Below are 14,171 nucleotides of genomic sequence, written 5' to 3'. Positions count from 1 at the left end.
AGCAATGACCTCCCAAAGTACATACCTTACAGACAACACCTTTGCGTTTCTGGATATTGAAACCACCGGGGGCAATTCGTCCCATGACCGCATAACGGAAATCGGTATCCGGTTCTGGCGGGCCGGGGAGGTGGTCGGGGAGTGGCAGACGCTGATCAATCCGGAAACCCGGATTTCCCCGTTTATTGAACGGCTTACCGGCATCAGCAATGAGATGGTGGCCCGGGCGCCGTTGTTCGGGGAGGTGGCCGATGAGCTGGAAGCGCGGTTGAAGGATTGTGTGTTTGTGGCCCACAACGCGCGCTTTGATTACGGCTTCATTAAATCCGAATTCCGGCGTCTGGGCCGGATGTTCTCGGCCCGGGTGCTGTGCACGGTGAAGCTCTCAAGGCGGCTGTATCCGGAATTCCGGCGCCACAACATGGATGCGCTGATTGCACGTCATGCCCTGGCGCAGGTTCAGCGCCACCGGGCAATGGGTGATGTGTCCGCGATGCTCGCGTTTTTCGAGCATGCCCGGAAGGACCATGGGGACGGGCCTATGGAAACGGCGATCCGGGAACTGCTGCAAAAGCCCAGCGTGCCCTCTAACCTGCCGCCAGGCATGATGGATGAGCTGCCGCGGGTGCCGGGGGTGTACCGGTTCTATGGTGAGAACGATGTGCTGCTCTATGTCGGAAAGAGCACCAATATCGCCCAGCGGGTCGCCTCTCATTTTTCCGGGGACCACAACTCCAGCCGCGGCGTACGGATGTCCGAAAGCCTGCGCCGGGTCGAGTGGACGGAGACGGCCGGCGAGCTTGGTGCGCTGCTGCTGGAACTGAAACAGATCAAGACTCTCAAGCCCATGTTCAACCGTCGCTCCCGGGCGGCAAAAAATCTGGTCAGCATCGAGCTGACAACGAACGAGTCGGGCTATCTCCAGGCAAGGTTGGTGCGGGAAATCGAACCGCACCGGCTCGGAGACTATTTCGGGCTGTTCCGGAGCAAGCGGGATGCGGAACGCGCGCTCAGCGGCATCGCGGCTAAAAACGAACTGTGCAACCAGCTACTGGGCTTGGAGCCTGCGAGCGAAGGCGCCTGCTTCCAGCGTTCTCTCGGCCGCTGCAAGGGCGCCTGTGAAGGGGAGGAGGATGTCGTTCGCTACAATCTGCGGATGCAGGTCGCCTTCCACGGCCTGCGCCTGACAACCTGGCCCTGGCAGGGACCGGTCGGCATCGTCGAGCGCAACGAGAAAACCGGGCGGACGGACATTCTGGTGGTCTACAACTGGATACACGTTGCCAGCGTTCACCACGAAGACGAACTCCGTGACCTCTTCCTGAGCGGTCAGGCCGTGACCTTTGACCTCGATTCCTACAAACTGTTGGTCAAGACACTGATGGGGCGTGACGGAAAGTCCAGACGCCTGATCGAGTTACCGTACACAGGCACTCCGGATGTGCTTATGCCCTGAGTGGCGTATTATGGAACGGTCCGCACTCCTACCTAGTGCGAATCTGAAACATTGCCTGCTATGTTAAAGGTTTGGATCCCGTTGAGAGAGATTTATGAACAAAGAGCCCGTTTCCCGCGAACTGTTTGATGAAGTCATGGTGCCCAACTACGCCCCCGGGAACATCATCCCGGTACGTGGCGAAGGCTCTCGCATCTGGGACCAGGAAGGTCGGGAGTTCGTGGATCTCCAGGGTGGCATCGCCGTGACCTGCCTTGGTCACTCCCACCCCGGGCTCATTGGCGCACTTCATGACCAGGCCGAGAAAATCTGGCATCTGTCCAACGTCATGACCAACGAGCCAGCGCTGCGCCTGGCCAAGACCCTGTGCGACCTCACATTCGCCGAACGGGTATTCTTCGCCAACTCCGGCGGCGAAGCCAACGAAGCCGCCTTCAAACTGGCCCGCCGGTACGCGTGGGAACATTACGGCCCGGAGAAGAACGAAATCATCTCGTTCACCAACTCCTTCCACGGCCGCACCCTGTTCACCGTCAGCGTGGGTGGCCAGCCCAAGTACCTGGAAGGCTTCGAACCGGCTCCGGGTGGTATCCATCACGCCGAGTACAACAACCTGGAATCCGTCAAGGCCCTGATCTCCAAAGAGAAAACCTGCGCCGTAGTGGTTGAGCCTATCCAGGGCGAAGGCGGAGTCATGCCGGCTGATCCCGAATTTCTCAAAGGTCTGCGCGACCTGTGCGACGAAAACGACGCCCTGCTGGTCTTCGATGAAGTCCAGACCGGCGTCGGCCGCACCGGCCACCTGTACGCCTACCAAATGTACGACGTCACCCCGGACATCCTTTCCAGCGCCAAAAGCCTCGGCGGCGGCTTCCCGGTGGCGGCCATGCTCACCACTGCCAAAATCGCCGCCAGCCTCGGCGTCGGCACCCACGGCAGCACATACGGCGGCAACGCTTTGGCCTGTGCGGTAGCCCAGAAAGTGGTCGACACCATCAGCCAGCCGGAAATCCTCAAGGGCGTCAAAGCCCGCTCCGACAAACTCCGCAAGGGCATGATGGATATCGGCGAGCGTTACGGCATTTTCAGCGAAGTCCGCGGTGCCGGTCTGCTGCTGGGTTGTGTATTGACCGAAAAATGGCAGGGCAAGGCCAAGGACTTCCTGAACGCCGGTCTCGATGAAGGCGTAATGGTACTGGTCGCCGGCGGAAACGTTGTCCGCCTGGCGCCGTCACTCATCATCCCGGATCAGGATATTGAAGAAGCGTTAGAGCGTTTCGAGCGGGCCGTTGAGAAGGTGACGGCCTGAACCAGAAGTAGGCCGGAGCCCGGTACCACCTTCCGGGAATGTTGAAGGCCAGGGATGGCCTGAAACAAGCGCACATGGACGTGCTCGTAGCGGTTCCCGGAAGGTGGTACCGGGCTTCGGCCGGGCAGGCACTTCCGAACCTTAGGGAATGCCCAGACCAAGAACAATCAGGGAGCAACTATGTGGCTAGTCCGTCCGGCAACCCCAGCTGATCTGGAACCGATCCTGGAAATCGCAGGCACCCAGGGCGCGAGAATGTCCTCCACGCTCCCGAAACAGAAGGAAGCCCTGGCCAGCAAAATCCGGCACTCCCTGGACTCCTTCGCCGGCAAAACCACGTCCGACGAACCCCCGAGGTTCCTCTTCGTCCTCGAAAACACCGACACCGGCGAAATCCTCGGCACCGCCGGCATCGACACGCGTGCCGGCAATGGCCAGCCATTCTACAACTACCGCCGGGATGCACTGATCCACGCCTCCCATGAACTCGGAGTTTCCCGCCGGGTCGAAGTCCTGTACCCCAGCCACGGCCTGACCGACCAGAGCCTGCTGTGCTCCTTCGCCATCAAACCCGAACTGCGCAATACCGACGCCTTCGAACTGCTGTCCCGGGCCAGACTGATGTTTATCGCCGAGCACAGGGCATGGTTCAACGCCCGTATGGTGGTCGAGATCCAGGGCGTACAGGAAGACGATGGCAGCGTGCCCTTCTGGGACAGCCTCGGCCGGCACTTCTTCAACATGGATTTCCAGACCGCGGACCAGTATTCGGGGACGCTCAGCAAGACCTTTATCGCCGAACTGATGCCTCCCAATCCTATCTACGTGACCCTGCTCAGCCCCAAAGCGCAGGAAGCCCTGGGGCAGCCGCACAAACTCACCGTCCCCAATCTGGAACTTTTACAGCGGGAAGGTTTTCATGCCGGCTGCTACCTCGATATCTTTGATGCCGGCCCGGTGCTCGAAGCCCGAACCGACGGCCTGCGCACACTGGTCACCAGCACCCGCAAGGAGTTGCATGGCAGCCACGAGGATGCCGGTGAAACTTGCCTGATCGCGGCAGGAGAGGGCGATCAGTTCAGATGTACCGTGACGCCAGTAGCGGAAACCCTCGAAGACAAACTGAAAGTTCCGGTCCGCACCTGGCAAGTACTCAACAAGAGTGCCGGTGACACCGTAAGGATTGCGCCACTATGAACCGGAGCCGCAACCAGGAGGCCTGCCCATGCTGGTAATCCGGCCGCTACAACAGAACGATCTCGATGACCTCTACACAATGGCCCAGAACGCGGGCAAAGGCCTGACCACGCTGCCCGCTGACCGGGCGTTGTTGCAGCGAAAGATTGATCACGCCCGTGAAACCTTCAACCAGCGCTGTGCGCCCGAGGCGGGCCTGTACCTGTTTGCGCTGGAGGACACCGAAACCGGCAAGGCAGCCGGGATCAGTGGCATCCAGGCCCGGGTCGGGCTGGACGAGGTATTCTATAACTATCGCCTGAGCCTCACCGTTAATGCCTCCCGGGAGCTGGGAGTGCACGTGCGCACCCCGACACTCCAGTTGTCCAATGACATGACCGACACCAGTGAAATCTGCTCGCTGCTGCTATCGAAGCAGTACCAGGGCGGCGGTAATGGGCTGCTGCTGTCCCGCTGCCGGTTCATGTACCTGGACGACTTCCGCAAGCATTTTTCCGAGAAGGTGTTTGCCGAAATGCGGGGCGTGTCCGACAGCAACGGCCAGAGCCCGCTCTGGGACGCGCTTGGTGCCAAGTTCTTCGACATGGAATTCAGCGAAGCGGACAAGCTCTCCGGGCTGGGCGACAAATCCTTTATCGCTGAATTGATGCCCAAGTATCCGATCTATGTGCCGATGCTGCCGGACTCGGCGCGTGCAGTCATCGGCCGGGTGCACGAGAACACCGTGCCCGCACTGAAGATGCTGCAGGCGGAAGGCTTCAACTTTAATGGTCTGGTGGACATTTTCGACGGTGGCCCGGTAGTGGAAGCGTTTGTGCACAACATCCGCACCATCCGGGAAAGTGTCAATCGCTACGTTCTGGTAACCAGGAAACCGATCAGCCTGGAGGCACCGCCGACGGAACGGATGATGGTCTCGAACCGGTCGTTCCGGGATTTTCGGGTGACCACGCTGCCGACACGGTACATCGGGCCCGAAACGGTCCGGATGCCACCAGAGATGGCGGAAGCCCTGCAGGTACAATCCGGGGATTCAGTGCGCCTCGCGCCCTTGAAAGAAGGCGGTTTCTGGCCCATTCACTTTCATAGGGAAAGCGAAAATACTGATGAACTATCCCAGAGCAGGAACAAGCAGTACCGCAGCCATTCATCGTGGGACTGAGGCGCGGATGACAGTAACTCCAGGACCGGGAGGTTTGGAATCATGGCGAATCTGACAGGTGAAATCTTTATCGACGGATTGTGGCTGACTGGTCACGGTCTACCTTTCGAGTCCGTACAACCGGTCACGGGGGAGACTGTATGGGACGGCACCGGCGCCAACCTGGAAGACGTCGATGCCGCCGTCCGTGAAGCCCGCAATGCATTTGTAAAATGGCAGCGCAAGAGTTTTGCCGAGCGGCAGGCGGTGGTTGAGGCTTTCCGTGATCAGCTGGAAACGCACAAGGAAGACCTGGCGCACCAGATCGGCCTGGAGACCGGCAAGCCGTTGTGGGAATCCCGCACCGAGGTGGCCGCGATGATTGGCAAGGTGGCGATCTCCATCAAGGCCTACAACGAGCGTACCGGTCACACCGAGTCTGATGTGGCCGGCGGCCACGCCGTTCTGCGGCACCGGCCCCACGGGGTGGTGGCTGTCTTCGGTCCCTACAACTTCCCGGGCCATTTGCCCAATGGTCACATTGTTCCGGCGTTGCTGGCGGGCAATACGGTGGTGTTCAAGCCCAGCGAGCTGACACCGGGCGTTGCGGAAATGACCGTCAAATACTGGGAAAAGGCCGGGCTGCCCGATGGCGTGATCAACCTGGTTCAGGGCGCCGCGGCAACCGGCAAGTCCCTGGCAAGCCACCCCATGATTGACGGCCTGTTCTTCACCGGCAGCTCCACCGTGGGTCACCTGTTGCATCAGCAGTTCGGCGGCCAACCCGAGAAAATCCTGGCCCTGGAAATGGGTGGCAACAACCCGCTGATCGTCCAGGATGTGGCGGATGTGGACGGCGCCGTGCACCATGCGCTCCAGTCCGCGTTTCTCTCAGCGGGGCAGCGCTGCACCTGTGCCCGGCGGTTGCTGGTGCCCAAGGGCAAGAAAGGGGACCAGTTCCTGGAACGCCTCATAGAGGTGGCCGGCAAAATCAAAGTTGGTGAATTCGATGCCGATCCCCAGCCGTTCATGGGCTCGGTGATCTCCGTGGAAGCGGCGGAAAAGCTGCTGGCGGCCCAGGCGAGCATGCTGGAGCAGGGCGGCAAGTCGCTGCTGGAGATGAAACAGCTGAAGCCGGATACCGGGCTGTTGTCGCCGGGGATTGTCGACGCCACCGGCCTGGAACTGACCGATGAGGAGTTCTTTGGTCCGCTGCTCACGGTCCACCGATACAAGAGCTTCGATGAGGCGCTGGAGCTGGCCAACAATACCCGCTATGGCCTGTCAGCCGGCCTGCTGTCCGACGACCGCAAGCTCTACGACCGGCTGGTGCAAGAGGTTCGGGCCGGCATCGTCAACTGGAACCGGCCCCTGACCGGTGCCAGCAGTGCCGCACCCTTCGGTGGTGTTGGCGCCAGCGGCAACCATCGCCCCAGCGCCTACTATGCCGCCGATTACTGTGCCTGGCCGATGGCCTCACTGGAAGCCCGTAAGAGCGAACTGCCCGAGAGCCTGGCGCCGGGTCTGAACTTTGACTGACGGAAGCGGAAGCATGAGTCAACACGCGGTGGAAGCAAACTTTGATGGCCTGGTCGGGCCCACCCACAACTATGCCGGGTTGTCCTGGGGCAATGTCGCCTCCAAATCCAATGTCCGTTCAGTGTCCAATCCGAAGGAGGCGGCACTCCAGGGTCTGGCCAAGATGAAACGGCTGGCCGACCGGGGCTATGTGCAGGGCATCCTGCCGCCCCACGAACGGCCACACCTTCCGACCCTGCGGGCTATCGGGTTTACCGGCTCCGATGCGGAGATCCTGAAGAAAGCAACGGCCGAGGCGCCATCGGTCCTGGCGGCGGTTTCCTCCGCGTCGCCCATGTGGACTGCCAACGCCGCGACGGTTTCACCCAGCGCCGATACCGCCGATCACCGGGTGCACTTCACGCCGGCGAATCTGAGCGCCAAGTTCCACCGGTCCATCGAGCACGAAGTGACCGGTCGCGCCCTGAAAGCCATCTTCACGGACGAGAGCTACTTCGCCCACCACCCGACGTTGCCGTCGGTCAGCCATTTCGGGGATGAAGGCGCCGCCAACCATACCCGGCTGTGTAGCGGTTATGGCGAGCCCGGCGTGGAGCTGTTTGTGTATGGTCAGATTGCCTTCAACGAAGAGGCCCCGGCGCCTGCGAAATACCCGGCCCGGCAGACTCTGGAAGCATCACAGGCGATTGCCCGGCTGCACGGCCTGGGGGACCGGAACCTGGTGTTTGCCCAGCAGAACCCGGCCGCGATTGATGCCGGCGTGTTCCACAATGACGTCATCGCCGTCGGCAATGGCAACACCCTGTTCTACCACGAGCTGGCGTTCCTGGAAGAGGAGCGGGTCTTGGCGGATATCCGTTCCCGGCTTTCCGGAGCGGAGCTGGAGGCGGTCAGAGTCAGTAGCGCTGACGTGCCCCTGGAAGATGCGGTCGCCTCCTATCTGTTCAACAGCCAGCTGCTGAATACGCCCGACGGCATGCTGCTGGCGGTCCCGGGCGAGTGCCGGGAAATTCCCACGGTCAGCCGTTACCTGGACTCCCTGGTGGCCTCTGGCGGCCCGATCACCTCGGTGGAGGTGTTTGATGTCAAGCAGTCCATGAGGAATGGTGGTGGTCCGGCCTGCCTGAGATTGCGGGTGGTACTGACCGACGATGAGCTCAAGGCGATCAACCGGGGGGTGATCCTCACGGACCAGTTGTATGAGCGATTGACCACCTGGGTAGAAGCGCACTACCGGGATGAGCTGTCCCAGGAGGATCTGGGCGATCCCATGTTGCTGGAAGAGGTGCGCAAGGCACTGGATGAGCTTACCGGTATCCTGGGGCTCGGCTCGATCTACGACTTCCAGCTTTGAGTTTCTAGTCTTACGCGCTGATCGATGAGGTCAGCATGTCCATGGTGTGCCGGATGAGGGTGTCTGCGGCAAAATCGCTGGTGCCCTCGGCCATTTCCGCCTGGCACAGCAGGATCACCCCGTGCAGGGCACCGCGCAGGTAGAGCGCGGTCTCGAAGGGATCGCGAATCCGTTCCCGGCTCATGGTGCCATCGGCAAGCCCCTGCTCGATGGCGCCCACCATCAGCTTCATCAGCTCGTTCTTGGAGCACAGCATTTCGTGTGCCTGGATTTCGTCGGCATCGGCCATGGCGGTGGAGGCCTTGGTCAGGGCTGAGAAGTAATCCGGTTCGTCCTGATAGAACCGGTAATAAGCTTCACCCATGGCGCGGATCTGGGCCAGTCCCTTGCTCTGCGTTTTCCGTGCTTCCTCGAATCGGCTTACCAGGCTCTGGCCGGCCCGCAACATGATCCCTCGCTGAATCGCGGCTTTGTCCTTGAAGTACACGTACAGCAGGGCACGGCTCAGGCTGGCGGTGCGGGCGATGTCGTCCATCGAGGTCTTGTCATACCCCTTCTCGGAGAACACCAGTTCCGCGGCGTTCAGAATGGCGTCGTAGCGGGCCTGCTTTTCGCGTTCGCGGCGGGATTTCAGTGGTTCACTCATGGGGCTTTCCGGTTGGTTCAAACAGCCAGATCATAATACCTGAAACCCGATAAAAACCGATTATTGACAATTTGTCAAAGAATGACATGATGTCTTAAAAATGGATGCGGTAATCCACGGATGCGGTTGCCCCTATCTGAAGGCAGGGATGGAAGGATCGGTTATGAAAATGCATCGACTTGTCGCAGCGGCCGTTCCCGTTGCGCTGTTCTCATTGTTGCTGGCCGGCTGCAAGGCAGGTGAAGTTTCATCGGAAGCCAAACCCACGGTGGTTTCCGTCCGCGTAGCGGAGGTATCCGGTGGCGTCGAAGAGGGGGTGCCTCTCCGTTTCTCGGGCATCGTTCAGGCGGCGCAGCGGGCGACCCTGACCTTCCAGGTCAGCGGTACTCTCAGGGAGCGGTCCGTTGAGCTGGGTGAACGCGTGAACGCCGGGGACGTGCTGGCCCGCGTCTATAATCCGGCCCTGGAGCCGGCCACGGATTCGGCCCGTGCCCGGCTCCAGGAACTGGTGACCCAGTACGAACAGGCGGCGCGCGAGTGGGAACGTTCCAGCCGCCTGCATGAGCGGGGTGTGGTCTCGGAACAGGCGCTGGAACAGCTCGCCGCCCGGCGGGATAGTCTGAAAGCCAGTGTTGCCACGGCCGAAGCCTCCCTGGCGGAGGCAATGCAGTTGCTGGACGAGAGCACCCTGAAGGCTCCTTTCGCCGGCCGCATTGAAGCCCTTTTGGTGGAGAAAGACGAGTTTGTGGCTGCAGGTCAGCCGGTTATGCGGTTGTCCTCTCCCAGTGGCCGGGAAGTGGAAGTGCGGGTGCCAGCTTATCTGCTGGACCACGTCAGCCTCGGGCAAACGTTGCCGGTGTGGGCGGTCCATGACCGGAATCTGCCCGCGGTGACGGGATCGGTAGTTGAAATTGCCCAGGGCAGTGCGATCCGGGGTGAACTCCACCCGGTACTGGTCAGCCTGCCGGAAGCATCGCTGGAGCCCGGGCAGCCGGTGGAAATAGGGATTACCCCAACCAGTGTTCCGGCAATGACAGTGCCTTTGCTGGCCGTTCTCCGCGACCCCGAAGGGACCAGCGTATTCCGGGTTCGCGATGACCGGGCCGACCGTGTTCCGGTGCAGGTTCAGCGCATTGTCGGCGAGCAGGTGGCAGTGCGCTCCGAAGCACTGACGCCGGGTGACCAGGTGGTCTACGCTGGCATGACCCGGCTGGCGGACGGCGATACCGTGGAGATCCGCCGATGACTCGCCGGCTGCTGAACGGCCAGCGACTGCTGGGCATGGTCGTGACCATGCTGTGCCTGCTCGGGATTGCCGCCTACAGCACCATGCCCCGGCAGGAGGATCCCTCTTTTCCCTACCGGGCGGGCATGATTACAGTGAACTATCCGGGTGCCAGTGCCGGGGCGGTGGAGCGGTTGGTCCTGCAGCCCCTTGCCGATGAGCTGCGCCAGGTGGAGGAAGTGGAGTTCAGTCAGGGCACGGCGCGCACCGGGGTGGCCTTGATGAAGCTGCGCCTGGAAGATCATATCTATGACACGGATCCGGCCTGGGACCGGGTCCGTCAGGCCATGGACCGGGCGAGGCTGGATTTCCCCGATGACGTGGGGCAGATGGCCCTGGACGACCGCCTGATTGATATACCAGCCATCGTTCTGGCCGTTGGAGGCTCTCCGTCGGTGACGGAGCTCTCGACAGTCGCTGAACGGCTGAAACGCAATCTGGCGGATATCCCCGGTGTGTCCCGGATTGAACTGGAGGGCGACGCCGATGAGCAGATTACCCTGGCCCTCGATGATGCCGCGTTGTTCCGTCTGGGCATCTCACCCTCCCGGGTACTGGATACCCTGGCAAGGCGCAACCAGACCATTCCCGGTGGGTTCGTGGTGGTGGACGGCCGCCGGTTGTCGGTCCTGCCCAACAGTGAATTTGCCGATATTGACGCCATCCGCGCCACACCCATCGAATTGCCTGACGGCTCCCAGGTACCGCTGGCGGCTGCGGCCGACGTCTGGCGAGGCCCGGCCGAACCGCGCCAGCCCGAGACCTGGTACGACGGTGAGCGGGTGGTACTGGTGTCCCTCATCATGGAGGAGGGCACCACCGATGCCATCCGCTTTGGTGAGCAGGTGCGCCAACGGCTCGAACAGCTGCGCCCGGATTTCACCCCCTACGAGATCCGGGAGATGTTCTTCCAGCCCGACAAGGTGGAAGAGCGGCTGGACAATCTGGCCTGGAGCCTGGTGCTGTCCGTCCTGATTATTGTCGGCGTGGTTTTCACCGGCATGGGGTTACGCATGGGATTGCTGGTTGCCTCCATCCTGCCCATGGTGGCCATGATCAGTATCGGCCTGTACGACCTCGGCGGCGGTGTGCTGCACCAGGTGGCGGTTATCGGCATGGTGATCTCGCTGGGAATCCTGATCGACAACGCCATCGTCATCGTGGAGAACATCCAGGGCCACCTGGACCAGGGCATGCGCCGGCTCGATGCCCTGCGCAAGGCAGTGAGTGAGTTGGCCGGGCCACTGGGCGCCTCTACCGGCACCACCCTGGCTGCATTCGCGCCCCTGCTGCTGTCCAAGGGTGGCGCGGCCGACTTTACCCGTGGCGTGCCGGTGATGATCATGCTGACGCTGTCCGTCAGCTACCTGCTGGCGATCTCGGCGGTGCCGTTGTTGGCGGCCCGGTTCCTGAAACCACGGAAAAACCTGCACCGTGACCGGTTGATCGGCCTGGCCCGGTTCCTGGGCGGGTTGGTGGCGAACAACCCGAAAAGGCTGATTGCCGCCGGAGCGCTACTGGTAGCGATCAGCATCGCCCTGACGCCCTTCACGGCCCAGCAGTTCTTCCCAAATGCCGACCGCCCCCGGGTGATTGTTGAGCTTTACATGCCCGAAGGCACTGACCAGGGTCGCACCGCCGAGGCCGCCGCCCGCCTGGAACAGGCCATCCGGACCCAACCCGAAGCCCTGGAGGTTCACCGTTTCGTCGGTTTTACCGGCCCGAGTTTCTATTACAACCTCCAGCGCGCCCCCCAGGCGCCCAACCGGGCCCGCCTGGTCATTCGTACACCGACCCTGGCCGATACCACCAACATGGTGCGCTGGGTACGGGCCCATGCCAGTGAACAGATGCCCGAGCTGGACCTCACCGTGGGTGTGCTGGGGCAGGGGCCACCGCGCGCGGCGCCGGTGGAAATCCGCATCTACCATGCCAACGATGCCAAACGGACCGAAGCGGTTGAGCAGGTATTCGCGACCCTTCGAGGTGTACCGGGAACGGTGGATGTCCGCCACGACCTCGATATCGGTGTGCCCAGCATCGTCATCAACGTTGATGATGCCTCCGCCGCCCGTTATGGCCTGACCCGTGCCGACGTGGCTCAGAGCCTTTACGGGCAGAGCTTTGGCGTCGTGGCTGAACGTTACCGTCAGGAAGACGATCCCATTCCCCTGGTCCTGCGATCCCGCGAAGGCACCTCATTGCCCCTGTCCCGCCTGTTGTCGGTCAACATCTACAACAGCAATGGCGATGCCGTGCCTTTGGCGGCGGTAGCTAACGTGGAGACCCGTTGGGAGCCCGCCGTCCGATACCTCCGGGACGGTGTTCCGGTTAATACCGTCACCGCCAACCTGCTCAAGGACTACAGCTTTAGCCAGGCACTGGCTGGCCTCTATGCCGGGCTTGAAAACCACCCTCTGCCTGAGGGAACCCGGATGGAAATGGGCGGCGACGCCGAAGGCTCCGGCGATGCCAACGGCGCCCTGCTCAAAGCCGCACCCATCGGTGTGCTGTTGCTACTGTTCTTCCTGCTGCTGCAGTTCAACTCCTTCCGCCGGGTGGGCGTCATCCTGCTGACCGTGCCCCTTGCGGCCGTCGGCATCTTTCCGGGGCTGGTGCTGTCCGGCTCGCCGTTCGGTTTCCAGTCCCTGCTGGGTGTCATCGCCCTGGTGGGTATCGTGGTCAACAACGCCATCGTGTTGCTGGACGTCATGGACCGGGAACTGGAAAAGGGCAGGGCAATCCGCGATGCCGTCCGGAGCGCGGTCGAACAGCGTACCCGCCCGATCTTGCTCACCACCGCCACCACCGTCGCCGGCCTGCTGCCGCTGGCCTTCTCCAGCAGCACGCTGTGGCCGCCGATGGCCTGGGCGATTATTTCGGGGTTGCTGGCCTCCACCGTGCTCACGCTGTTGGTGGTGCCATCGGTTTGTGTGCAGGTGATTCGGGAGAAAGTGCCGGAGCCGGAGAATGCGCCGGCGTGAGGGGGGGGGTGAAAATGGGGCCAGAAGAAGGCTTTCTTCAGACCCCGGAGTCTGGGTTTGGCTTCGGGGATTGATTGAACTTGGGGTCAGAAGAAGGTTTTCTTCAGACCCCTGGGGTGGGCAGACCCTTTGGGTGGTGGCTGGCTCCAGGGTCGATCGGGGTCTGATGAAAGCTTTCATCTGACCCCATCTTCACCTTCCCTGGCCGCTAGCCCTGGCTCGGATCATCAAGCCAACCCGCTGGCCCACCGGCACCTCACGGTTAGGAAACACAATCGCCTCCGGCACCGCACCCACCCGATAACAGGTTTCCTCATCTTCCCAAATCACCGTACCGGGATCGTATTCGGTGAAATTGGCCACGTCGTCAGGAATGTGGAACCGGAAATTCTCGCCGGTGTTCAGAATCTCATGGACGACCTCGAAGATGGTGAGGTGTTCAGTATCAGACGATTGCGCAGGCGCAGTCTCCCCCCGAAACCGCCGCCGCAGCGCATCCCGGATACCGGCAAAACGGCCGAGATTATTCTGCCCGAACGGCCGCACCTTCCCGAGCTCCACCGTAAAACTCTCCGCGCCCAGTTCCGAGGAAGTGAACGACGAAAACGTAGTGCCGGCCTTGTGCTGCAGAAGCAGCGTCTCCACCTCCGCCTCCAGCAAGAAGCGACACTGGTCGGCAGGAACCTCGCGCCCCTCAACAAACGGATAGAGCGCAAATTTCTCCCGAAGGGAAGGGCGGATTGCGGTATGCAGATCGTAATGACTGAGCGCCAATCCTGAATGCTTCCGGGCAAACTCCCGACATAGCTGCTCAAGCTCCGAAGCCCGGGCGGCCTCGGGCAGCCCCCGATATTCGTCCCGGCCATGGGCTCCGGCAAACAACCGGTTCATGTTGACGTCAAGAAATCGCTCACCCGCAACCATGGCCAGTGGATTGCCCAGGATCAGCAGCAGCGGACAAGTAAGCGTCCACTCGCCGGCAAGGAGTTCGTTTACAAGCTGATTCAGCACCTCAATCGGCGCCGTCTCGTTACCGTGCACTCCGGCGGAAACAATCAGCGCTTCGTGGTTGGGATTGGAGTGAGTGGCGGCCGGAGTAAGCTCAAGGACTCCAACGGATGGCCGAACAATGTCGGTTCCATCCGGAAGCCGGGTCAGGGCTGGCGTCCGTTCGGAAGAAGCGTTGTTAAGGGTATGTGCGAGCCAATCAGAGGAAGAATCAAAGAGCATACTGAAACCTGACATAGCTGAATCCCCTTG

10 protein-coding genes are annotated in these 14,171 nt (G+C 61.5%); 8 read left to right on the top strand and 2 right to left on the bottom strand.

From position 1 onward, the window contains the following. Positions 1–4: 4 nt before the first annotated feature. The 6 genes from ACQUTG_RS03190 (at position 5) to astB (ending at position 7,996) form a co-directional block, all read left to right on the top strand. On the top strand, positions 5–1,456 hold the full coding sequence (locus tag ACQUTG_RS03190) for an exonuclease domain-containing protein (RefSeq protein ID WP_428918003.1): 1,452 nt from the start codon (positions 5–7) through the stop codon (positions 1,454–1,456). 94 nt (positions 1,457–1,550) lie between these two features. Beyond that, positions 1,551–2,765, top strand: a complete 1,215-nt coding sequence (locus ACQUTG_RS03185) for an aspartate aminotransferase family protein (RefSeq protein WP_428918002.1) — start codon at positions 1,551–1,553, stop codon at positions 2,763–2,765. A 180-nt stretch (positions 2,766–2,945) separates the two neighbouring features. Further along, positions 2,946–3,962 carry an arginine N-succinyltransferase gene (locus ACQUTG_RS03180; protein ID WP_428918001.1) on the top strand — a complete coding sequence of 339 codons (1,017 nt, stop codon included), beginning with the start codon at positions 2,946–2,948 and terminating at the stop codon, positions 3,960–3,962. 28 nt (positions 3,963–3,990) lie between these two features. Then, a complete protein-coding gene (astA, locus tag ACQUTG_RS03175) occupies positions 3,991–5,124 on the top strand; it encodes an arginine N-succinyltransferase (RefSeq protein ID WP_428918000.1) in 1,134 nt (377 codons plus the stop codon). Between the two features lie 42 nt (positions 5,125–5,166). Beyond that, positions 5,167–6,642: a succinylglutamate-semialdehyde dehydrogenase gene (gene astD / locus ACQUTG_RS03170; protein WP_428917999.1), complete on the top strand. Its 1,476-nt coding sequence runs from the start codon at positions 5,167–5,169 to the stop codon at positions 6,640–6,642. A gap of 13 nt (positions 6,643–6,655) precedes the next feature. Beyond that, on the top strand, positions 6,656–7,996 hold the full coding sequence (gene astB / locus ACQUTG_RS03165) for an N-succinylarginine dihydrolase (protein ID WP_428917998.1): 1,341 nt from the start codon (positions 6,656–6,658) through the stop codon (positions 7,994–7,996). A gap of 10 nt (positions 7,997–8,006) precedes the next feature. On the opposite strand, the gene ACQUTG_RS03160 is transcribed toward astB, so the two are convergent. Then, entirely contained in the window at positions 8,007–8,642 is a 636-nt protein-coding gene (locus ACQUTG_RS03160; protein WP_428917997.1) for a TetR/AcrR family transcriptional regulator, read from the bottom strand. A gap of 163 nt (positions 8,643–8,805) precedes the next feature. Here ACQUTG_RS03160 and ACQUTG_RS03155 point away from each other — a divergent pair, with 163 nt between their 5' ends. Together ACQUTG_RS03155 and ACQUTG_RS03150 are read left to right on the top strand one after the other, a co-directional pair. After that, positions 8,806–9,888, top strand: coding sequence for an efflux RND transporter periplasmic adaptor subunit (locus ACQUTG_RS03155; RefSeq protein ID WP_428917996.1), 1,083 nt, complete (start codon positions 8,806–8,808; stop codon positions 9,886–9,888). Then, complete coding sequence (locus ACQUTG_RS03150; RefSeq protein WP_428917995.1) at positions 9,885–12,911, top strand: efflux RND transporter permease subunit; 3,027 nt, start codon at positions 9,885–9,887, stop codon at positions 12,909–12,911. Before ACQUTG_RS03155 ends, ACQUTG_RS03150 begins: the two co-directional genes overlap by 4 nt. A 192-nt stretch (positions 12,912–13,103) precedes the next feature. Here ACQUTG_RS03150 and astE read toward each other — a convergent pair whose 3' ends face one another. Next, positions 13,104–14,156: a succinylglutamate desuccinylase gene (astE, locus tag ACQUTG_RS03145; protein ID WP_428917994.1), complete on the bottom strand. Its 1,053-nt coding sequence runs from the start codon at positions 14,154–14,156 to the stop codon at positions 13,104–13,106. Between the last annotated feature and the right edge of the window lie 15 nt (positions 14,157–14,171).

It is taken from the genome of Marinobacter sp. DUT-1 (genome assembly GCF_050379415.1).
In the GTDB taxonomy this organism is placed as follows: Bacteria; Pseudomonadota; Gammaproteobacteria; order Pseudomonadales; family Oleiphilaceae; genus Marinobacter.
Note: the sequence above shows the minus strand (reverse complement) of the source record. Positions and strands in the feature narration are given on the sequence as shown.

Coding starts and splice junctions, on each gene's coding strand:
- ACQUTG_RS03190 (WP_428918003.1), top strand. CDS start 5: ATGACCTCCCAAAGTACATACCTTACAGACAACACCTTTGCGTTTCTG.
- ACQUTG_RS03185 (WP_428918002.1), top strand. CDS start 1,551: ATGAACAAAGAGCCCGTTTCCCGCGAACTGTTTGATGAAGTCATGGTG.
- ACQUTG_RS03180 (WP_428918001.1), top strand. CDS start 2,946: ATGTGGCTAGTCCGTCCGGCAACCCCAGCTGATCTGGAACCGATCCTG.
- astA (WP_428918000.1), top strand. CDS start 3,991: ATGCTGGTAATCCGGCCGCTACAACAGAACGATCTCGATGACCTCTAC.
- astD (WP_428917999.1), top strand. CDS start 5,167: ATGGCGAATCTGACAGGTGAAATCTTTATCGACGGATTGTGGCTGACT.
- astB (WP_428917998.1), top strand. CDS start 6,656: ATGAGTCAACACGCGGTGGAAGCAAACTTTGATGGCCTGGTCGGGCCC.
- ACQUTG_RS03160 (WP_428917997.1), bottom strand. CDS start 8,642: ATGAGTGAACCACTGAAATCCCGCCGCGAACGCGAAAAGCAGGCCCGC.
- ACQUTG_RS03155 (WP_428917996.1), top strand. CDS start 8,806: ATGAAAATGCATCGACTTGTCGCAGCGGCCGTTCCCGTTGCGCTGTTC.
- ACQUTG_RS03150 (WP_428917995.1), top strand. CDS start 9,885: ATGACTCGCCGGCTGCTGAACGGCCAGCGACTGCTGGGCATGGTCGTG.
- astE (WP_428917994.1), bottom strand. CDS start 14,156: ATGTCAGGTTTCAGTATGCTCTTTGATTCTTCCTCTGATTGGCTCGCA.